We start from the raw sequence: 19,057 nt of genomic DNA, 5'->3' as shown, positions 1-19,057 counted from the left end.
TGCTCAGTACAGATGGATCGCCAGATGCCCCAGCGGCAGACCCAGCTGCCACGCGGGCGTCCACACCCGGGCCGGCTCCTCGTCGCCCTCGGTGCCGAGCGGCTCCCACGGCGGCGGCCCGATCGCGTCGAGATCGGCCGCGAGCAGCTCCGTCTCGTCCAGCCACCGCCATGCCCGTCGGGCCAGCGCCAGATCGGGATCCGGAACACCCCGGCGGCCGTCCGGCGAGGGGACTGCGGACGGAGCGTCCAGCCGCTCGCAGACCCAGCGGCGCCAGGCGCTCCCGTACGCCGTCAGCAGCCGCAGCTCGTCCATCCGGGTCGCGGGCAGCGCATCGTCCACCGCCCCGGCGGAGAGGAATACGGTCAGGGCGAGCGCCTCGCGCCCCGCGCGGTACTCCAGCGTCGACGGCTCCATCAGATCGCCGGTCCGCAGCAGTTCGTCGGCGATGTACTCGGCGTACATCCAGGCCATCGGCACCAGCAGCCCGCCCTCACTGGTTCCATCCGTACGTTCCGGACGCATCCCGTCTCGCCTCTTCCTCATCTCGGCACCGGGCCACACGCAGCATTGAACCGGGGGAGCGCGCCCCGCGTGGCCAGAAGGACAGGATCCGTCCGACCCGATCCGTCACAGACATGAGGTTGCGATGACCGCCGATCCCGGGGAGGGACCGCACATGCGGCAGTTGCTCGGCGCCTATGTGCTCGATGCGCTCACCGACGGGGAGGCGCGGCTGGTCTCGCAGCATCTGCAGGACTGCGACGGATGCGCCGCCGACTATGTGGAGGTCGCGGAGACGGTGTCCCTGCTCGGCCTGCTGAGCGAGGAGGACCTCCTGGAGTAGCCGGGCAGGTTGCGGGAGAGCAGGCGCAGCGCGTAGTAGGAACGGGACTTGACCGTGCCCGCCGGTATGCCCAGCACCTGTGCCGTCTCGCCCACGCTCAGCCCGCGGAAGTAGATCTGGACCAGCACCGCACGGTGCTCGGGGCTGAGCGTCCGCACCGCCTCGCGGACATCGAGCGCGGCGACGGTCGACTCCGCCGTGTCCTCCGGGCCCGGGGCGCTCTCCAGGACGAGGTCGCCGACCTCCGTCGGCCGGGCCTGCCGGGACCTGCGCGCATCGATCGCCAGCCGCCGGGCGACCGTGAAGAGCCAGGGCCGCATCGATTCGTACGGACTGTCGAACGCCTCGGGGTGCTGCCAGGCGCGTACGAGCGTCTCCTGGAGCAGATCCTCGGCACGCTGCCGGTCGCCGAAGGTCAGACCGAGCAGGAAGTGGAGGAGCGCGGGACCGTGTTCGCGCTGCAACTCCGCGAGGGCCCGCTCATCGGTCGTCGTGGTCATGGTGAACGCCCCTTTCCCGCGGAGGCCCCTGCCGCCTTGCCGCTGTCTGCGCCGTATACGAACGCATCGGGGCCGCGACGAACAGAAGATGCACCGAGGCGTGCGACGAGCGGTCGCACGGAGCGGCGAATGGTGCGGTGAACGGTCGGCCGGGCGGTGAACGGACGGGGGGCGGGCATCGTGCGGCTCCCGCGACCCCGCACTCGGCCGGGCGCGCGGCGGGGCCGAGTGCGGGGTCGGTGGCGGTCAGCGGGGAGCGGGCGGAAAGCAGCGGCTCTCCCCGGCGGCCACCCGCAGCGGACCGCTGTACGCGCTCACCGTCCGCGCCCCGTCCTCGGTGCGCAGCCGGACCCCGCCGCTGCCGTCGCCGGCCCAGGAGCGAGGCGTGACCAGGGGTTTCTCGCGGTAGTAGTTGGTGTTCAGCGGCCGTGCGCAGTGCTCGTCGCGCAGCGAGAGCTGGACACCCGCGGCGGGACCGAGGCCACCGACCTGGTCAACGACATCGTCAGCGGCCGCAGGAAGACCGGCGAGTGGAAGTCGTTCTGGACCGAGTGGCGCTCCCAGGGCCTGGACCGGATGGTCCGTGAGTTCCAGAAGTCCATCGAGAAGAACGCCTGACGGCCCCGGAGGCGGGGCCCTCGCCGACGCCGTCCACCGTTCACGGAACGACGGTGACGGGCCAGCGCCCCGCCTTCACCAGCCGGATCGCCACCGATCCGATGAACCGGTGTCCCGCCGACTCCGACGCGCCCACCACGACGGCATCCGCCTTCAACTCGTCTGCCGCGGTGACCAGGCCGTTGTACGGATCACCGCGGAAGGTGTGGAACTCCCAGCGCACATTCCATATGTCCTTGAGCCGCTCCGTGGCCGACCTGATCTCGCTCACCAGGCCCTCCGCGACCTCGCCGGTCGTGTCGGCGACCGGTGCGCCGAGCGCGGCGCCCGCGGGCATCACCGGCTGGACATAGACGAGGGCGAGCATGGCGTTCTGCCGACGGGCCAGCCCGGCGGCGTACGCGGCGGCACGCATCGAGGAATCGGACCCGTCGAGGCCCGCGACGATCACTTTCGGACCGTCTGTGCCACGTTCGAACTGGTGAGGCTGCTGGTCTGTCACGGCAGTGAGGTTAGCCGCTCCCGGCGCCGCACCCGGCCCGGGCCGCCCGCTGCCCTGGCCCGGGCCGCCGGTTGCCGCCGCGGTGATCCCTGAAATGGGTGCACACCCCTTCGCACCCGACGTCGTCGAGAGGAGGGGGCCGACCGCCGAGATCGCCGACGACGGACGCGCCCTCGGCAACCACTCGTGGACGCATCCGCTGATCACCAAGGTCTCCCGGGCCGGCATCGGCGACGAGCCGTGTGGGGGTCAGAGGGGTGCGACCAGACGGGCGAGGACGACGACATTGCCGTCGTCGGCCTGGCCCCTCGTGCAGCCGCCGACGGTGACGACCCGCAGCTCCGCCCTTCCGGTGTCGCCGTACACCCGGGGGTCGGGGAAACCGGTCGTCGAGAACACCTCGACACCGTAGACCTCGAACACCGCGACCCGGTCGTCGTGGCGGGGCACCTCGATCCGGCTGCCCTACTTCAGCGGACGAAGACCGTGGAAGACCGCCGGTCCCGCCATGGTGCCGACAGGGTCGACGAGGACCGACGTGCCCACCTGTCCCGGTGCGACGCCGTTGCGGTACCAGCCCCTGAGACGGGGGTTCTGCGGAGCCGGTGCCCCGACGCAGGCGTTCCTGTCCAGGTCCACGTCCGTGAGCGGGGCATCGACCCGGATCGATGGGATGATCACGCGTGAGGCAGGGGCATACGCCAGCGGCTTCACCCCGGCGCCCGCCACTGGTTCCCCGGCGGTGACCGGGTGGCGGCCCGCCGAGGCTGCGGCAACGGGCCGGGGCGGACCGGGCGAGAGGTCCGGACCGTTCCGCATCAGTGCGACGCCGGTCAGCATCACCAGGGCGATCGCGCCCCACGGCGAGGGTCCGGTCCGCTCGGGGCGCCAGTGGTCCCGGCCCATGGTTCTCCCTTCGTTGTGACGAGGGGAACGGTAGGCGCGAGGCGGCCCGGCGGCGATCAGGGACGGGCGAATGGGTGGCCGCCCGAAAGGGCCCACTGTTCGGAGCGGGCGAGCGGACAGCGGATTCTGACTGGACATGACCTGCGAATCCGTCAGTTCCTGGGGACAGGGGAACGGTGTTTCGGATCACCGAGGTGGAGCAGTGCCGAAACGAGCCGGATCAAGGGTCTGATGAGGGTTTGTCACGCACAGGGCGGCCTGGGTGGCTCGACGGCCGCCGACCCCACGGAGACGAGCGGCGGTCCGGGCCGCCACCGCGGCGATCGGCGGCGTGTTCCTCGTGCGCCGCTCACGGGATGCGGCCGGCCTGAACGCCGCCAGGGGCCAGGCACGCCCGTCGCCCCGGGTCCTGGATCAGGACCCGGGGCGACGGGCATACCACCGACGTCTGTGCCGGTCAGTGGCTGTACCTCTCGTTGCGTCGGCGCACCACGAAGACGGCGCAGGTGGTCGCGGCCACGGCCAGGGCCGTACCGCCGACCAGCTGCGCGGCATTCATCCGGCCGACGCCGCCGCCGAGACCACCCTGCACACCGTTCGGCGCGATCGTCGTGGAGCCGGCGGTGGGGATGTTGGCGGAGATCGTGAGACCGATCTCCGCCGTGGAGGTCGGCGATGTATTGCAGATGAACGTCACCTCATAGGCAGCGCCCGGTTTTGCATCCCAGTCGACCGTGGCCGAGGCGCTGCCTCCTCTGGGAATCGTGACGCTGTCGAAGATGCCCGAGCTGGCCGTCGCTGTTGTTGGGCACCCCCGTGCGGCCAGGGTGACCTGGCCGCCCGGCGCGATCACCGACGGAGCAACGGTGTATCCGGTCGCGCCCGGCGCGCCCCCTGACGTCTCGGCGTACGAGGTCGTAGCCGGAGCGGTCAGGGCGAGAGCGGCGGCGCCGAGCAGGGCGACGGGTGCGACGCCTATGGGGCGCATGGTGAATCCTCCGGTTCCCCGAGGAGCAGCTGCGGAACGGATTTCCACAAAGTGTCAGATATGCACCTCGATGGAAGAAACGTTAGAAGTGCTGTATATCGTCCGCGATCGGGGACGGGCGAATGGGGCACCGGTGTCCCCCGGGCGGCGCACCGTCAGGGCGTCAGCGCGCCTGTCAGTCAGAGACGTTGGGAAACAGGTCGAGGAACGGCGCTGCCGTGGCCGAGATGCCACGGCCGAAGGGGGAGTCGAAGTCCCAGATCAGGAAGAGCAGGAAGGCGATGAGCACGCTGAACAGCCCGGCCAGCAGCAGTTCCCGGAATGTTCGGCGGATCTGCAGGGTGAAGATGAGCCCGACGGTCACCAGCGCTCCGGTGATCAGACCGAACCAGACCACGCCCGGCATGGTGGCGCCGGCGCTCCGGGCGCGGGCACTGCGCGCGTCGTCGGCAGCGGCGACCTGGTCGACCAGCGGCTGATAGGCCTGCCCCTCGTGGTCGTTCCTCGGCCGGTAGTCGGTGACGTCGGCACGTACCCGGCCGAGGAGTTCGGCGCCCTTGTCGGTGAGGCTGCCGTGCTCCGCCATCGCCTTCCACTCGTCGTGGACGACATGACCGACGTACGCGTCGACATCGGCGCGGATCCTGGTACGGACCGCGGCCGGGTAGACCGAGGAGCGGGCGTTCACCTCGTGCAGGGCCTGGGCCTCCTGGCGTACGTACTCCTGGGCTGTGCTGCGCCCTTCCCAGACGCCCGCGATGGCGAGGCCGAGCACGATGGCGTACACCACACCGATCATCATCGTCATGTACTCGATGACGTCGGGGGTCTCGGACGGGTCGTCATTTTCCCTGACGCGGCGATTGTTGAGGACGGCGATCGTGAGCACGACGGCGCAGGCCGCGGCCATGGCGAGGGTGAGAACAAGCCATTCCGACATGGACTTCTCCGTAGGTCATCGGGAGCGGGGACGTAGTACGGCGACGGCGAACACCGCGGGAGCGGTGATCAGCAGGGTGAGGGTGACCAGGGAGGGACCGCGCTGCGGGACCTTGCGCGGCGGCTTGCGGTAGGTGGGGATCGCCACCGGCTCGGGCAGGGGCGGCGTGGGGCGTACGGAGGGCGCGGGCTCCGGCGGCGGCGGTGTGGGCGCCGGCGCGGGGGGTGGTGGCGGTGGCGGAGGAGGCGGTGGCGGAGGAGGCGGTGGGGGAGGTGGTGGGGGAGGTGGAGGCGGGGCGGGTGGTGGGGGTGTCGGCCGCGGGGTCGGCCTGGGCGCCGGGCCCGCCTGGCAGTGGCCGTCACCCGATGTGGCGACCGCCGAGTTCCCGCCGCCGTCCCCGATCGAGGCGTACGAGCAGTTGTCGGCCGCCGCGGGCACCGGGGCGGTGAGGAGCCAGCTGAGTGCGACGGCTGCGGTGAGCCGCCCGAAGAGGGATCCGTACACGACGGGGAGCATGTTCCGGCCGGTCGGACGGCACGCGGACCGCGGTCCGGATTCCCCTGATGGAGGGGACCTGGGGCGCCGAGGGTTTGCGGACCGGGAAAATTCTGCGGACGCGTTGAACGAAGAAGCACCCGCTGCCCGTACCCAGGGCCATGAACGCCGCGGTCCCGCGTCACAACTGACGGTACGGGAGTTGCCATGAACACCTGGCGGAACCGCCTCGCTGGCGGTCACCGCGGCCGCCCTGTTGGCGCTGACGACGGCGTGCGGTCAGGAGAAGGGCACGGCATCACCCAACGGCCAGAACGTCGGCAATGCCGGCCCGGCCGGCCCGGCCGGGCCGGCGGGCAGCGGCTACGGCACGGACAGTGGATACGGCTCCGGCAGGGGCTACGGATCCGATTCCGGGGCGCAGGCGGGCAAGCCCAAGCAGGCCGGACAGCTCGCGGTGTGGGACAGCAAGAAACTCGGCAAGGTCGTGACGGACAGCGAGGGATTCACTCTCTACCGTTTCGACAAGGACACCGCGAGCCCACCGAAGTCGAATTGTGAGGGTGACTGCGCGAAGGCCCGGCCGGTTGTTCCCGTGGGCAATGTGACGGCCGCCGCCGGCACCGATGGAGCGCTGATCGGCAAAGTCACCCGTGCGGACGGCACTCGGCAGCTCACCATTGCGGGGTGGCCGATGTACCGGTACGCCAAGGACGCCAAGCCCGGCGATGCCAATGGTCAGGGAGTGGGAGGCGCGTGGTTCGCCTCCGCGCCGGACGGTAAGAAGGCCGCGGTGAACGCGGACGGTCCGAACAGTGGTGAGCAGGTTGATCTTGCGGGACTTTCGGTCCGTAGGGACCCGAAACTCGGAGACATCGTCGTCGGCAAGCGCGGCATGACGGTCTACCGGTTCAAGAAGAACACGGCATGGCCGATGAAGTCGGCCTGCACCGGGCCTGCCTCTCGAAATGGCCGGTTGTCGCCCCATTGGCCAAGAATGATGTGAAGGGCGTCGCCACCAAGGGCTTTGTCACCTTCAATCGCCCCGACGGTCTCAAGCAGCAGGCCAGCGACTGCTGGCCCCTCTATACCGTCTCCGGTGACACGAAACCGGGTGACGCCAACGGCCCGGGTGTCGGGGGCACATGGTTCGCGGTGTCTTCCGACGCGAAGTTCGTCGGCGCCCCGAAGTAGCCCCGCAACAGCCGTTCCGGACCGACCCGTCGCCGAATGTCACCGTTAGCGACGAGCCGGTTGCACCTGCCGCTGGTGTGTGACCAATAACGGACCGCTAATTTCCGTTTCCGCTCGCCCTCTTGGCGGACGATCAGTAGCCTCTGGTCAACTGACCATGAACATGGCCGGACCGCCGTGGCGACTTGTTGGAGACATCGATGGAGCGTCCCGCCTGGGCACCGCAAGGTATTGACATTTCAGTGCCGAGCGTGTCTCGCATGTATGACTTCTATCTGGGCGGATCGCACAATTTCGAGGTGGACCGGGAAGCAGCCCGCAGGGCCATGGAGTTCATGCCGGGGCTCCCCAAGATCATGCAGGCCAATCGCGCCTTTATGCGCAGGGCGGTGCGCCATGCGGTGAGTGAAGGCATCACCCAGTTCCTGGACATCGGTTCCGGCATACCGACCTTCGGCAATGTCCACGAAGTCGCCCAGGCCGCCGACCCGGAGGCGCGGGTGGCGTATGTCGACCACGACTCCGTCGCGGTCGCGCACAGCCAGGCCGTACTCGATGGAAACGACCGCGCGGTCATCGCCACCGCCGATCTGCGCCGCCCGCAGGAGGTTCTGAAGAGCCCCGAGGTCAACGAACTCCTCGACCTGGAACGCCCGGTGGTGCTGCTGCTCGTCGCCGTCCTGCACTTCATCGAGGACGCCGACGAACCGCAGGCGGCCGTGGCCGAGCTGAGCGAGGCACTCGCCCCTGGCAGCCTGCTCGTCATCACCCACGCCTCGTACGAGGGCATTCCGCTCACCCAGGAGGAGGCGGGCGGTGTGGTCGGTGTCTACCGGAACATCCGCAACCCGCTGATCATGCGGTCGCGCGACGAGGTCAGCCGGTTCTTCGACGGGTACGAGATGGTCGAGCCCGGGCTCGTGGCCATGCCCAACTGGCGTCCCGACAGCCCCGTGGTGCAGGAGCAGGAAGACCCCTATGCCTTCTCGGGCTTCGGCGGAGTGGGACGCAAGGCGTGAGCATTCCCGCCCAAGCGTCCGAAGCGCCGGACGCGGAGCCCGACGACGCCGAGGACCGGCTCCGAAGATTCGCCACCATCTGGAGCCGGGCCATCTTCCCCTCGACGGCCACTTCCATGACCCGAACGGAGTTCGAACAGCATCTGCTGCCACTGGCCCGCAGTTTGAGCGACGTCCTGCACGCACGTCCCTTCGACCCGGCGCCCGCCAACAAGGTGGGAGCCGCGCTCGTCGCCGCGCACTGCACGGACCCGGACGCGCTCAGCTCCACGTTGGGCGTCGTCGACTCCTACCTGGTGCTCTACTGCGGGGGCAACGGCCCGGTGACCCTGTCGACCGAGGACAGCAGGGCCCGCTGTGCCCGCATGCAGCACGCTTTGGCGGGCGGCTTCACCCAGGCGCTGCGCGAGCGGACCCTGACCGAGCAGGAGGCCATCGCCCACTCGGCGCTCACCGCCCGCTCCAACGCCGAGCAGGCGCTGCACGCCACCGAGGCGCGGTTCCGTGCCGTCTTCAAGGACGCCGCCATCGGCATCGGGATCGCCGACCTGGAAGGCAATGTGCTGGAGGTCAACGACACGCTGACCCGGATGTTCGGCGGACTCGACCACCATGTCCGCAGCCACAAGGTCAACGAGTGGGTCCACCCCGAGGACTCGCCGCACGTGTGGAAGTACTACGAGGAGCTGGTACGCGGCGAACGCGAGCACTACCGCGTCGAGAAGCCGTATTACCGCAACGACGGCACCGTCCTGTGGACCAACCTCACGGTGTCGCTGCTCCGCGACCCCGAGGGCCGGCCCCAGTATCAGCTGGCGCTCATGGAGGACACCACGGAGCGCAGGCTGCTCAATCTGCGGCTGCGCTACGAGGCCACCCACGACGCGCTCACCGGCCTGCCCAACCGCACGCTGTTCTTCGAGCGGCTGGAGAAGGCGCTCTCCGTCGACGACGGGAGTCGCTTCGGGCTCTGCTATCTCGACCTCGACGGTTTCAAGGCGATCAACGACAGCCTGGGTCACGCGGCAGGGGACCGGCTGCTCGTCGAGGTCGCCGACCGGCTGCAGAGTTGTGCGACCGCGCAGGGCGAGATGGTCGCACGGCTCGGCGGTGACGAGTTCGTGGCGCTGACCACCGGCCCGCACACCGAGGCGGAGGTCGACGAACTGGCCTGCCGGATCCTCGGCGTGCTCGCCACGCCGATCCGCCTCGACGGCCGCGAACTGACCGTGCGAGGCTCCATCGGCGTCGTCGAAGGGCCGGCGGGCGAACGCAGCGCCGCCGAGGTGCTGCGCAGCGCCGACATCACGATGTACCGGGCCAAGTCGGCGGGCGGCAACCGCTTCGAACTCGCCGACGCCGAGGCGGACGCCCGCGCCATCACCCGGCACGGGCTGACGACCGCGCTGCCCGCCGCCCTGGAGCGCGGCGAGTTCTTCATCGAGTACCAGCCGCTCGTGCACCTCGGCGACGGCACGGTCCACGGTGCGGAGGCCCTGGTGCGCTGGTGCCACCCGCAGCACGGGGTGCTCGGACCGGACCGCTTCATTCCGCTCGCCGAGCACACCGGGCTGATCGTGCCGCTCGGGCGCTGGGTGCTGGAGGAGTCCGTACGAGAGGCCAACTTCTGGAAGGAGCGGCACAGCGACGGCGGTCCGCTGCGGATCAACGTCAACCTCTCGCCGACCCAGCTGCACCATCCGCGGCTGGTCGCCGAGACCGTCGAGGTACTGGAGCACTCGGGTCTCGAGCCGGGAGCGCTGTGTCTGGAGGTCACCGAGTCCGCGCTCATCGGAGCCGACGACGACCTGCTCAAACCGTTGCGGCAACTGGCCGAGATGGGTGTCGACATAGCACTCGACGACTTCGGCACGGGCTACTCGAATCTGGCCAATCTGCGTCGGCTGCCGGTGAGCGTGCTGAAGTTGGACCGTTCCTTCACCCAGGGTATGCAGCAGCACCCGGCCGACCCCGTCGATCTGAAGATCGTCGAGGGGATCGTCTCGCTTGCGCACAGCCTGGGCCTGGCGGTGACGGTGGAGGGTGTCGAGACGGGAGCGCAGGCGGAGCAGCTGCGGAAGCTCGGCTGCGACACGGCCCAGGGGTGGTACTATGCGCGGCCCGGTGCGCCTGACCGGATCCACTCCTTGCTGCTGGCCGACGCGGTCTGAGCGGGGCGGCCCGGCACCGGTTCCGTCCTCAACTTCCGGACGGGCTCGATTTCCCGAGCCCGTCCGGCAGGCTGGCCAGCAGCACCCGCTGAAGCTCCCGCGCCGCCCGTGGAGGTGCCACGTCACTGCGGTGCGCCAGCGCGATCGTGCGCCGCAGCCCCGGCAGGGCCAGCCGTGTCGTCCGCAGGTCGTGCCCGCCCCGGGTCGCCACCATGCTCGGGACCACCGCCACGCCCAGTCCGGCCCGTACGAAACCGAGCACCGCGTCCATCTCGCCGCCCTCCACCGTGAACGACGGCTCGAAGCCCTCCGCCCGGCACGCGGCCACGGTCAGCTCCCGCAGGTCGTAGCCGTGCCGGAACATCACCAGCGGCTCGCCCTGCAGATCAGCGATCCGCACGCTCCCGCCCTTCCCCGGTCGTGGAGCACCCGACGACGACACCACCACCAGGTCTTCTTGGAGCAGCTCCACCGTGGTCAGCGCAGGCGACGCGGCCGGCAGCGGCAGGACCACCAGAGCGAGATCGAGCGCGCCCCGCGCCAGTTCCCGCACGAGGTCGTGCGAGCCGCCTTCCTCCAGCAGCAGCTGGATCCCCGGGTGCTGGTCGTGGAACGCGCGCAGTACGTCGGGCAGCAGCCCCGTGCACAGGCTCGGCGTCGCACCGAGCCTGACCCGGCCCCGGCGCAGCTGGGCCAGCTCCTGCACCTCGTGTCGGGCGGTATCGGCATCCGCCAGGATCCGGCGGGCGAGCGGCAGCAGCGCCTCGCCGGCGTCGGTCAGGGCGATATTGCCGCGGGCCCGGCTGAACAGCTCCGCCCCCAGCTCGTTCTCCAGCGCCCTGATCTGCTGGGAGAGCGAGGGCTGCGAGACATGCACCTCCTCCGCGGCGCGGGTGAAATGCCGTGTCTCGGCGACGGCCACGAAGTACATGAGCTGCTGGAATTGCATACACCCAGTCTAGCCCGCATCATAGTCAGGGACTATGGATATGAGCCGCACCATGTCTTGGACCGATGAGTCCCCTCGGACGTAGCGTCGTGCCCATGGCACTGGCAACACGGACGGACCGACGGCCGTCCATGACGCATACGTTCTGGGACTCGTCCGTCGGCAAGAAGACGATCATGGCCGTGAGTGGTCTGATCATGCTCGGCTACCTGGTCGTCCACATGATCGGCAACCTGAAGATCTTCTTCGGGCCGGGGGAGTTCAACCACTACGCCCACTGGCTGCGGGTCATGGGAGAGCCCTTCCTGCACTACGAGTGGGCCCTCTGGATCGTCCGTGTGGTGCTCGTCGTCGCCGTCGTGGCGCACGCCACCTCCGCCTACCAGCTGAGTCGCCGCGACATCAAGGCGCGGCCCAGCAAGTACGTCCACAAGAAGCCCCGGGCGAGCTACGCCACCCGCACCATGCGCTGGGGCGGGATCATCCTCGCCCTGTTCATCGTCTGGCACGTCCTCGACCTGACCACCGGCACCGTCCACTCCGGCGGCTTCCAGTCCGGACACCCCTACCAGAACGTCGTCGACACCTTCTCCACCTGGTACGGCAACGTCATCTACATCGTCGCCATGCTTGCTCTCGGACTCCACGTCCAGCACGGGTTCTGGAGCGCCGCACAGACCCTCGGCGCGGGCAGGGCGAGCCGCGACCGTGTTCTCAAGTCCATCGCCAACGCCCTCGCAGTGGTGCTGACGGTGGGTTTCATCTCCGTACCCGTCGCCGTCATGACCGGAGTCGTGAGCTGACATGACCGACTACTCGCACTACGAGACCGGTGCACCCGTCGTCGACACCAAGGCCCCCCAGGGCCCCGTCGCCGAACGCTGGGACACCCGCCGCTTCGAGGCCAAGCTCGTCAACCCGGCCAACCGGCGCAAGCACACCGTCATCGTCGTCGGCACCGGCCTGGCCGGCGGATCGGCCGGGGCCACGCTGGCCGAACAGGGTTACCACGTCGTCCAGTTCTGCTTCCAGGACTCGCCACGCCGTGCCCACTCCGTCGCCGCCCAGGGCGGCATCAACGCCGCGAAGAACTACCGCAACGACGGCGACTCGATCCACCGGCTCTTCTACGACACCGTCAAGGGCGGCGACTTCCGCGCCCGCGAGTCCAATGTCCACCGGCTCGCCCAGATCTCCGTCGAGATCATCGACCAGTGTGTCGCGCAGGGCGTCCCGTTCGCCCGCGAGTACGGCGGCCTCCTCGACAACCGCTCCTTCGGCGGCGTCCAGGTCTCCCGTACTTTCTACGCCCGCGGCCAGACCGGGCAGCAGCTCCTCCTCGGTGCCTACCAGGCACTGTCCCGGCAGATTGCCGCGGGCAACGTCGAGCTGCACGCACGGACCGAGATGCTCGACCTGATCATCGTCGACGGCAAGGCCCGCGGCATCGTCGCCCGCGACCTGGTCACCGGGAAGATCGACACGTACGTCGCCGACGCGGTCGTGCTCGCCAGCGGCGGTTACGGCAACGTCTTCTACCTGTCGACGAACGCCATGAACTCCAACGCCACCGCCATCTGGCGTGCCCACCGGCGCGGCGCGTACTTCGCCAACCCCTGCTTCACCCAGATCCACCCCACCTGTATCCCGCGCACCGGCGACCACCAGTCCAAGCTCACGCTGATGAGCGAGTCGCTGCGCAACGACGGCCGGATCTGGGTCCCGAAGGCCAAGGGCGACAACCGGCCCGCCAACGAGATCCCCGAGGACGAGCGCGACTACTACCTGGAGCGCATCTACCCGGCCTTCGGCAACCTCGTACCACGGGACATCGCCTCGCGCGCCGCGAAGAACGTCTGCGACGAGGGCCGCGGCGTCGGCCCCGGCGGACAGGGCGTCTACCTCGACTTCGCGGAGGCCATCCAGCGGATGGGCAAGGCCAAGGTGGAGGAGAAGTACGGCAACCTTTTCGACATGTACGCGCGGATCACCGCGGAGAACCCGTACGAGACCCCGATGCGGATCTACCCTGCCGTGCACTACACGATGGGCGGACTCTGGGTCGACTACGACCTCCAGACGACCGTCCCCGGCCTCTTCGCGATCGGCGAGGCCAACTTCTCCGACCATGGGGCCAACCGGCTCGGCGCCTCGGCGCTGATGCAGGGTCTCGCCGACGGCTACTTCGTCCTGCCGTCGACCATCAACGACTACCTGGCCCGCAACCCGCACCACGACGAGGTCGACGCCTCGCCCCCCGCTGTGGAAGAGGCCGTCGCGGAGACCGAGGACCGGCTGAACCTGCTGCTCGCCGTCGACGGCGACCGCACCCCCGACTCCTTCCACCGCGAGATCGGCGAACTCATGTGGGAGTACTGCGGGATGGCCCGCACCGGGGAGGGGCTGCGCAAGGCGCTCGACCGGATCCCGCAGATCCGCGAGGAGTTCTGGCGCCGCATCAAGGTCCCGGGCACCGGCGAGGAGTTCAACCAGTCGCTGGAGAAGGCCAATCGCATCGTCGACTACCTGGAGCTCGCCGAGCTCATGTGCCTCGACGCCCTGCACCGCGCCGAGTCCTGCGGAGGCCACTTCCGCGAGGAGTCGCAGACCCCGGACGGCGAAGCCGCCCGCCGGGACGAGGAGTTCTCGTACGCCGCCGCCTGGGAGTTCACGGCCACCGGCGACGCCCCCGTCCTGCACAAGGAAGACCTTGTCTTCGACTACGTCCACCCCACTCAGCGGAGCTATGCATGAAGCTCACCCTGCGCGTCTGGCGCCAGAAGAACGCCGACGCCCCCGGCGCCATGTCCACCTACCAGGTGGACGGAATCTCGCAGGACATGTCGTTCCTGGAGATGCTCGACACCCTCAACGAGGAGCTCATCCTCGCCGGCGACGACCCCGTCGCCTTCGACCACGACTGCCGCGAAGGCATCTGCGGCGCGTGCAGCCTCGTCATCAACGGCGACGCGCACGGCCCGGAGCGCACCACCACCTGTCAGCTCCACATGCGCTCCTTCCAGGACGGCGACACGATCGACATCGAACCGTGGCGCGCCTCGGCGTTCCCGGTCGTCAAGGACCTGGTCGTGGACCGTTCCGCCTTCGACCGGATCATCCAGGCAGGCGGCTACATCTCCGCCCCGACCGGCACCGCACCCGACGCCCATGCCACCCCCGTGCCCAAGCCCGACGCCGACTTCGCGTTCGAGCACGCCGAGTGCATCGGCTGCGGCGCCTGCGTAGCGGCCTGCCCCAACGGCTCGGCCATGCTCTTCACCTCGGCGAAGATCAACCACCTCAACGTGCTGCCGCAGGGCGCCCCCGAGCGCGAGACCCGGGTGCTCGACATGGTCGAGCAGATGGACAGCGAGGGGTTCGGCGGCTGCACGCTCACCGGTGAGTGCGCCACGGCCTGCCCGAAGGGCATTCCGCTGCCGTCGATCTCGGCGATGAACAAGGAGTGGCTGCGGGCGACCCGGAAGGTCCATCGCTAGGGCCTCGTTCGGGTCAGGCTGGGCTCGCGGGATTCGGCAGGAACATCTGCGGCGCTGTCGACCGTCTTCCTCGAGCTCTCGGCTTCGCTCGAGCGGGGGAGACCCCTCGCTCTGGCAGGTCTCGCACCGCCCGCCCGCCACATTGAACGAGAACCGCCCGGCCCTGTAGCCGCGCTCGTGCGCCGTGCCGGTCCGGGTGAACAGCTTCCGCACGACATCGAAGAGCCCGGTGTACGTGGCCAGATTGGAGCGGGGGGTACGGCCGATCGGCTTCTGGTCGACCTGGACGAGACGGTCCACCGCCTCCAGCCCCTGGGCCGACGCGCAGCCGACCGTGGACCGCTCGGCGGGAAGACCGGCGGTGTCGGACGGTCACAACTGCTGGGCAAGCACATCGTTGTGGCGAACATGGACACGATGGGGTGAGCGGTGCCACAAGCTGCGGGTATGTCCGGCGGGGGTGTGCGTAGCGTTCTCGGTGCGATCTGGGACGCCGGGTGTGGTGTCAGCAGTGGGGCCCGTGTCACCGGAGTGATGGTTCGGGGCCTCCCCGTCGCCTCTGGCCACACCCATATGGTCAGGTCGTAGGGATTGCGCCCGCCCGGGACGGACCGCATACGGGATATGTGTCGCCGACCGGGACGCGAAAGCGGAGGACCAGTGCGTCCAAGACCGTTCGGGGCGTGCCGGTGAGCCGGGACTCACTCCTGCTCACCGCCCAGGAACGGTGGTCATGCGCGCGGAACTCCGTATGGCTGGGGCGGGACTGGCAACCGAGGACAAACAGTCCGATTCCAGGCGTCTGCGATGGCCGGACCCGCAACCCTGCCGTCGATGGTCCCCTCCGTACCTCCCCGAGGTCAGGGAGGGGAACACCGTCTCCACTCGCTAGCGGGCGTTGCGCAGAGCCCGCTTGATGGGCCCCGGGATCACCCGGCGGGCTCGGTGGTACGGCCGCCGCTCGGGGGCCTCGCTCTCGCGCGGGGCGGGCGACCTGTTGGCCTTTGCGAGGCGCCGTTCCAGCAGGGTGTTCCGGTCGGTGAGCTCGGCCAGTTGGGACTGGAGCCAGTTGAGGCGGGTGCTCATCTCGGGGACGCCGCTGCCGGTCCAGGGGCGGACGCCCGCGGGGAAGGTCAGTTCGCTCATGCGGGCCTCGAAGGCCGTGCCCCCGTCGCCGTGGACGAAGGTGTTCTCCAGGCCGTTCTTGTCCAGGAAGTTCATGAACCGGTCGAACCGCTCGTTGTGACCGCGCATCAGAGGTCCGAAGTCCGCCTCGGCGTACAGCTCGGCGGGATCCAGGTTCTCGGGCACCTTGGCGAGCATCCGGTGCGGAATGTCGAAGTAACGGCACAGCTCCAGGGTCCGGGAGTCGCTGCAGAGCACCGTCGCCGGCGTTCCGGCGAGCAGCGCCGCGATGTTGCCATGGATCCGGGAGCCGAACGAGAAGTCGAAGCCCCGCAGGTCGTCCACCCACGTCTTGGGGTCGATATAGACCCTGACCTTGCCCTCCGCGTACATCGGGTGGTCGGGGTGGGTGGGGATGTCGGTGACGGCGGCGTTCGCGTGACTCAGGTCACGCCAGTACAGCTGGCGGGCATCGGACAGGTTCTGCCCGATGAAGCGCAGATGGGGATAGCGCGCGTGGGTGTGGTCGATGATCCGCCCGAGCTTGTACTTTTTGACGGCGTCGTGCGATCCGTTGATCGCGATCCGCGACTCGGGTCCCAGCGGCCGGACATTCTCACGGATGAAGAGGTCACGGCCGCCCGTGAACATCGACGGACAGCCGATGACCTCCACGTCACGGAAGCCCATGTCCCGCAGGTAGCGCTCGGTGAACTCCCCGCGCACCCCGATGGAAGCGCTGTGGTCCAGCACCGCGGAGACGAACGCGCGCACCGTGGGAGCCATGGGCCGCAGCCGGTCCGCGGAGTAGTCGGTGCTGGTCTGCGCGCCGACGCCCGGCACGATGACCGGGATCTTCAACTTCGAGATGAGCTGGGTGAGCCGCTTGAGCTGGGGCTCGAAGGACGGCCGGAAGGCATTGGCGAGCGGGATGACGAAAGCGTCGTACTCCTCGTTGATCCGGTCGGCGGCGGCGACCCTCGTCCGAATGCCGTTGGAGACCACCTCGGTCCGCGGTGTCTCAAGGATCTTGTGTGCGGCATCGCTGAAGATCAGGTTGCCTGAGTTGGTCGCGAACACGTCCTCATGGAGGGCGCGCTCAACAGGAACGACGTCGTAAGGGCTCTTCCCTGAGCGCAGGAGTATTCGCTTCACATCGGTAACGTTAGATGCCACGAATTAAGGTTAGCTTTACGCAGGTTTTAGATTCCATCGGGATCGGTACAACCTTTTCGAAGAACGCGGACCGTGACGGTCCGGCTACTCGATCACTCCGCGCGTATCGGCCCGGATCGGCGCGTATCGGCCCGGACGAGCCGGAGTCCGCCTTTCCTGCGTGTCGTCGCAGGTGTTCAACTCGGCTCATCTGACGCACCATTGGGGGCGCGCGCCCCCAGCCCTACCCTTTTTGAGCAGGGGCGCGCCGATCGGGGGGCGGCCGCCGAGTCCGGGATCGCGACCGATGCGCGCGGCCTGGCGGTCGTGGACGCCGGGCTGAGGTCGGTGTCGCACCCGTGGGTGCTCGGCGTGCCGGCCAAGCCCGTGTCGGCCGGCGTGGCGCTGGAGCGGGCCACGATCAACGCCGAGCCGGGCCTGCTCATCACCCTGGGCGGACAGCCCATCGGCATCGTGTCGCTCGACGTGGCGGACGGCTTGATACAGCACCTGCGCTTCCAGCTCGACCCGGACAGGCTGCGCGGCGTACAGGGAGGCAGGGCTTATCCCACCTGGAGCAGGAGCCCCGGGGGTGACCGAGCCCGTCCGTCCGGCGAGAGCGGCAGCCCCGCCGTACGGCGGGGCGCTCACGGGCCAACTGAAGGGTTCCGGACCGGGATCGGCCGCCGGTGAGCACCTTCGGCGGTGGCGGATCCGTTGCCCGGACCGTTTCCGGCGCGCTGCCGGCGCCGAGTCGGCCGAGGACCTTCCGCGGTGGGCGAGGCCCGCCGCGCACGGCTTCGCGCTCCCGCCGTCTCGCGACTCTCGCACGCCGGGCCGGGGCGCGGGACCCCGAGGCCCTCGGCGAGCAGTTGGCCCTGCTCTACGACGGCGCTGTTGCCCGTGGGACCGCACTCAACAGCGACCGCCCCGGGGCGTCGGCCCGTGCCGTCGCCTTGCTGCTGATCGACTCCGCCGTCGGTGCCGCGGAACAGGCGCGGACCCCGGGCACGGAGAATCGGCAACCGGCTGAGAGCGGGTTCTGGGCGGCCCGGGCCGTTTCGCCGGCCGGGCGACGCAACCGGCTGCGTGCGCGCTTCCGTGAATGCCCAGGTCCGGCGGCGGGCTCCCTGCTCGGCCCCTGGCTCACGGTTGCCGCGCATGGGGACGGCCGCTTCCAGGGACGTCCCGGCGGTGTGCGAAAGCTGTTCGGGATTCCCCGCGGTCTCCTAGGCTGGGCGCGTGACGCATGAAGCCCGGCCGCTGGCCGTTTTCGACCTGGACGGCACGCTCGCGGACAGCGGACAGCGGCCACCGGCAGCACTTCCTTGAAGGGGCCCGGCGCGACTGGGGCCGTTTCTTTGCCGCGGCTGTGGACGATCCGCCGCTCGACGAGGGCGTACGGCTGGTGCTGAGCAGCGCCGAGGAGTGCGAGGTCAGGTACCTCACCGGACGGCCGGAGCGCTGCCGCCGGGACACCGTGGCGTGGCTTGCCGAGCAGAGCCTGCCCGAGGGGCGGGTGTACATGCGTCGCAATGACGACCGTCGCCCGGCCCACCACACCAAGCTGGAGATCCTGAAGCGGCTGGGCCGGGAGCGGCAGGTGCGGATGCTGGTCGATGACGACGAGCTGGTCTGCGACGCGGCCGAGCTGGCCGGTTTCACCGTGGTGCGGGCTCGCTGGGCAGTGGCCTCGCCCGCGTTGAACGATGCCCAGGAGCGTGAGGGCCGTACCTGACGTCTGCGTACCGGGTCAGGTGCTCTCGTCGAGCCGGAAGCCGACTTTCAGGCCGACCTGGTAGTGCTCGATCCGGCCGTCCTCGATTTGCCCACGCACCTGGGTGATCTCGAACCAGTCGAGATTGTGCAATGTTTCCGCCGCCCTTGCGACGCCTCGGCGGATGGCGTCGTCGACACCCTCGTGGGAGGTTCCTACGATTTCGGTGACCCGATATGTGTAGTTGGACATTGTGTATCCCCTTTCGTCCATACCACGGTGCCCCACTGGGGACGGGTGCGCGAGAGGTCGACGTGGAGGACGTGGTGCGAACGGCGGCCCTTGACCAAATGATTGGTCCATACCAAAATCCAGCCACGCCCGTGCGAGCGCCGCCCGCAGCCCCCACACCGGGTCCTGATTTCGTCGTGCCG

18 protein-coding genes and 4 pseudogenes are annotated in these 19,057 nt (G+C 69.3%); 10 read left to right on the top strand and 12 right to left on the bottom strand.

Going from position 1 to position 19,057, the window contains the following annotated elements; genetic code table 11:
• Positions 1 to 3: 3 nt before the first annotated feature.
• Positions 4 to 525: a hypothetical protein gene (locus AB0I23_RS07385; RefSeq protein ID WP_359107710.1), complete on the bottom strand. Its 522-nt coding sequence runs from the start codon at positions 523 to 525 to the stop codon at positions 4 to 6.
• Positions 526 to 649: 124 nt separating this feature from the next.
• On the opposite strand from AB0I23_RS07385, the gene AB0I23_RS07380 reads away from it, so the two are divergent.
• The gene (locus tag AB0I23_RS07380) at positions 650 to 847 is read left to right on the top strand and encodes a zf-HC2 domain-containing protein (protein WP_359107708.1); all 198 of its coding nucleotides are present in this window, start codon (positions 650 to 652) and stop codon (positions 845 to 847) included.
• Here AB0I23_RS07380 and AB0I23_RS07375 read toward each other — a convergent pair.
• Complete coding sequence (locus AB0I23_RS07375) at positions 781 to 1,347, bottom strand: sigma-70 family RNA polymerase sigma factor (protein ID WP_359107707.1); 567 nt, start codon at positions 1,345 to 1,347, stop codon at positions 781 to 783. The genes AB0I23_RS07380 and AB0I23_RS07375 overlap by 67 nt on opposite strands.
• Before the next feature lie 246 nt (positions 1,348 to 1,593).
• A complete protein-coding gene (locus AB0I23_RS07370) occupies positions 1,594 to 1,770 on the bottom strand; it encodes a glycoside hydrolase domain-containing protein (RefSeq protein ID WP_359108016.1) in 177 nt (58 codons plus the stop codon).
• A 12-nt stretch (positions 1,771 to 1,782) separates the two neighbouring features.
• Here AB0I23_RS07370 and AB0I23_RS07365 point away from each other — a divergent pair, with 12 nt between their 5' ends.
• Entirely contained in the window at positions 1,783 to 1,965 is a 183-nt protein-coding gene (locus AB0I23_RS07365) for a hypothetical protein (RefSeq protein ID WP_359107705.1), read from the top strand.
• Between the two features lie 40 nt (positions 1,966 to 2,005).
• Here the strand turns inward: AB0I23_RS07365 and AB0I23_RS07360 are convergent, their stop codons facing one another.
• From AB0I23_RS07360 to AB0I23_RS07340, 5 genes and pseudogenes are all read right to left on the bottom strand, one after another.
• Positions 2,006 to 2,467 (bottom strand): universal stress protein, encoded by a 462-nt coding sequence (locus AB0I23_RS07360; RefSeq protein ID WP_359107703.1) that lies wholly within the window; start codon positions 2,465 to 2,467, stop codon positions 2,006 to 2,008.
• 249 nt (positions 2,468 to 2,716) lie between these two features.
• Positions 2,717 to 3,373 (bottom strand): annotated as a pseudogene (locus AB0I23_RS07355) (sortase domain-containing protein).
• 457 nt (positions 3,374 to 3,830) lie between these two features.
• On the bottom strand, positions 3,831 to 4,361 hold the full coding sequence (locus AB0I23_RS07350) for a hypothetical protein (protein ID WP_359107701.1): 531 nt from the start codon (positions 4,359 to 4,361) through the stop codon (positions 3,831 to 3,833).
• 175 nt (positions 4,362 to 4,536) lie between these two features.
• The gene (locus AB0I23_RS07345; protein WP_359107699.1) at positions 4,537 to 5,301 is read right to left on the bottom strand and encodes a hypothetical protein; all 765 of its coding nucleotides are present in this window, start codon (positions 5,299 to 5,301) and stop codon (positions 4,537 to 4,539) included.
• A 15-nt stretch (positions 5,302 to 5,316) separates the two neighbouring features.
• Positions 5,317 to 5,448 carry a hypothetical protein gene (locus tag AB0I23_RS07340; RefSeq protein ID WP_327242784.1) on the bottom strand — a complete coding sequence of 44 codons (132 nt, stop codon included), beginning with the start codon at positions 5,446 to 5,448 and terminating at the stop codon, positions 5,317 to 5,319.
• 555 nt (positions 5,449 to 6,003) lie between these two features.
• On the opposite strand from AB0I23_RS07340, the pseudogene AB0I23_RS07335 reads away from it, so the two are divergent.
• The 3 genes and pseudogenes from AB0I23_RS07335 (at position 6,004) to AB0I23_RS07325 (ending at position 10,180) form a co-directional block, all read left to right on the top strand.
• A pseudogene (locus AB0I23_RS07335) lies at positions 6,004 to 6,990 on the top strand (SCO0930 family lipoprotein).
• Positions 6,991 to 7,190: 200 nt separating this feature from the next.
• On the top strand, positions 7,191 to 8,009 hold the full coding sequence (locus AB0I23_RS07330) for an SAM-dependent methyltransferase (protein ID WP_359107697.1): 819 nt from the start codon (positions 7,191 to 7,193) through the stop codon (positions 8,007 to 8,009).
• Positions 8,006 to 10,180, top strand: a complete 2,175-nt coding sequence (locus AB0I23_RS07325) for a putative bifunctional diguanylate cyclase/phosphodiesterase (RefSeq protein ID WP_359107695.1) — start codon at positions 8,006 to 8,008, stop codon at positions 10,178 to 10,180. The genes AB0I23_RS07330 and AB0I23_RS07325 overlap by 4 nt, the downstream gene beginning before the upstream one ends.
• A 28-nt stretch (positions 10,181 to 10,208) precedes the next feature.
• Here the strand turns inward: AB0I23_RS07325 and AB0I23_RS07320 are convergent, their stop codons facing one another.
• On the bottom strand, positions 10,209 to 11,129 hold the full coding sequence (locus AB0I23_RS07320; protein WP_359107693.1) for a LysR family transcriptional regulator: 921 nt from the start codon (positions 11,127 to 11,129) through the stop codon (positions 10,209 to 10,211).
• Positions 11,130 to 11,224: 95 nt separating this feature from the next.
• On the opposite strand from AB0I23_RS07320, the gene AB0I23_RS07315 reads away from it, so the two are divergent.
• Genes AB0I23_RS07315 through AB0I23_RS07305 form a run of 3 tightly spaced genes read left to right on the top strand, consistent with a single transcriptional unit; the run spans position 11,225 to position 14,626 of the window.
• Entirely contained in the window at positions 11,225 to 11,932 is a 708-nt protein-coding gene (locus AB0I23_RS07315) for a succinate dehydrogenase (RefSeq protein WP_359107691.1), read from the top strand.
• A gap of 1 nt (position 11,933) precedes the next feature.
• The gene (locus tag AB0I23_RS07310; protein ID WP_359107689.1) at positions 11,934 to 13,883 is read left to right on the top strand and encodes a fumarate reductase/succinate dehydrogenase flavoprotein subunit; all 1,950 of its coding nucleotides are present in this window, start codon (positions 11,934 to 11,936) and stop codon (positions 13,881 to 13,883) included.
• On the top strand, positions 13,880 to 14,626 hold the full coding sequence (locus AB0I23_RS07305) for a succinate dehydrogenase/fumarate reductase iron-sulfur subunit (RefSeq protein WP_359107687.1): 747 nt from the start codon (positions 13,880 to 13,882) through the stop codon (positions 14,624 to 14,626). The genes AB0I23_RS07310 and AB0I23_RS07305 overlap by 4 nt, the downstream gene beginning before the upstream one ends.
• Positions 14,627 to 14,713: 87 nt before the next feature.
• Here the strand turns inward: AB0I23_RS07305 and AB0I23_RS07300 are convergent.
• Together AB0I23_RS07300 and AB0I23_RS07295 are read right to left on the bottom strand one after the other, a co-directional pair.
• Positions 14,714 to 14,962, bottom strand: a pseudogene (locus AB0I23_RS07300) (ABC transporter); the annotation flags it as partial.
• A gap of 552 nt (positions 14,963 to 15,514) precedes the next feature.
• Positions 15,515 to 16,906 carry a polysaccharide pyruvyl transferase family protein gene (locus AB0I23_RS07295; RefSeq protein ID WP_359107685.1) on the bottom strand — a complete coding sequence of 464 codons (1,392 nt, stop codon included), beginning with the start codon at positions 16,904 to 16,906 and terminating at the stop codon, positions 15,515 to 15,517.
• 222 nt (positions 16,907 to 17,128) lie between these two features.
• On the opposite strand from AB0I23_RS07295, the gene AB0I23_RS07290 reads away from it, so the two are divergent.
• Positions 17,129 to 17,599, top strand: a complete 471-nt coding sequence (locus AB0I23_RS07290) for a hypothetical protein (protein WP_359107683.1) — start codon at positions 17,129 to 17,131, stop codon at positions 17,597 to 17,599.
• Between the two features lie 549 nt (positions 17,600 to 18,148).
• Positions 18,149 to 18,644: pseudogene (locus AB0I23_RS07285) on the top strand (LNS2 domain-containing protein).
• 15 nt (positions 18,645 to 18,659) lie between these two features.
• Here AB0I23_RS07285 and AB0I23_RS07280 read toward each other — a convergent pair.
• On the bottom strand, positions 18,660 to 18,875 hold the full coding sequence (locus AB0I23_RS07280) for a dodecin (protein ID WP_359107681.1): 216 nt from the start codon (positions 18,873 to 18,875) through the stop codon (positions 18,660 to 18,662).
• Positions 18,876 to 19,057 lie beyond the last annotated feature (182 nt).

This window comes from Streptomyces atratus (genome assembly GCF_040655115.1).
Lineage (GTDB): Bacteria > Actinomycetota > Actinomycetes > Streptomycetales > Streptomycetaceae > Streptomyces > Streptomyces atratus_D.
This window is presented reverse-complemented; position numbering and strand designations above follow the sequence as displayed.

What these genes read in the sequence shown, in the direction of transcription:
- AB0I23_RS07375 (WP_359107707.1), bottom strand. Translation starts at nt 1,347, where the DNA reads ATGACCACGACGACCGATGAGCGGGCCCTCGCGGAGTTGCAGCGCGAA.
- AB0I23_RS07305 (WP_359107687.1), top strand. Translation starts at nt 13,880, where the DNA reads ATGAAGCTCACCCTGCGCGTCTGGCGCCAGAAGAACGCCGACGCCCCC.
- AB0I23_RS07315 (WP_359107691.1), top strand. Translation starts at nt 11,225, where the DNA reads ATGGCACTGGCAACACGGACGGACCGACGGCCGTCCATGACGCATACG.
- AB0I23_RS07320 (WP_359107693.1), bottom strand. Translation starts at nt 11,129, where the DNA reads ATGCAATTCCAGCAGCTCATGTACTTCGTGGCCGTCGCCGAGACACGG.
- AB0I23_RS07380 (WP_359107708.1), top strand. Translation starts at nt 650, where the DNA reads ATGACCGCCGATCCCGGGGAGGGACCGCACATGCGGCAGTTGCTCGGC.
- AB0I23_RS07280 (WP_359107681.1), bottom strand. Translation starts at nt 18,875, where the DNA reads ATGTCCAACTACACATATCGGGTCACCGAAATCGTAGGAACCTCCCAC.
- AB0I23_RS07345 (WP_359107699.1), bottom strand. Translation starts at nt 5,301, where the DNA reads ATGTCGGAATGGCTTGTTCTCACCCTCGCCATGGCCGCGGCCTGCGCC.
- AB0I23_RS07385 (WP_359107710.1), bottom strand. Translation starts at nt 525, where the DNA reads ATGCGTCCGGAACGTACGGATGGAACCAGTGAGGGCGGGCTGCTGGTG.
- AB0I23_RS07350 (WP_359107701.1), bottom strand. Translation starts at nt 4,361, where the DNA reads ATGCGCCCCATAGGCGTCGCACCCGTCGCCCTGCTCGGCGCCGCCGCT.
- AB0I23_RS07310 (WP_359107689.1), top strand. Translation starts at nt 11,934, where the DNA reads ATGACCGACTACTCGCACTACGAGACCGGTGCACCCGTCGTCGACACC.
- AB0I23_RS07330 (WP_359107697.1), top strand. Translation starts at nt 7,191, where the DNA reads ATGGAGCGTCCCGCCTGGGCACCGCAAGGTATTGACATTTCAGTGCCG.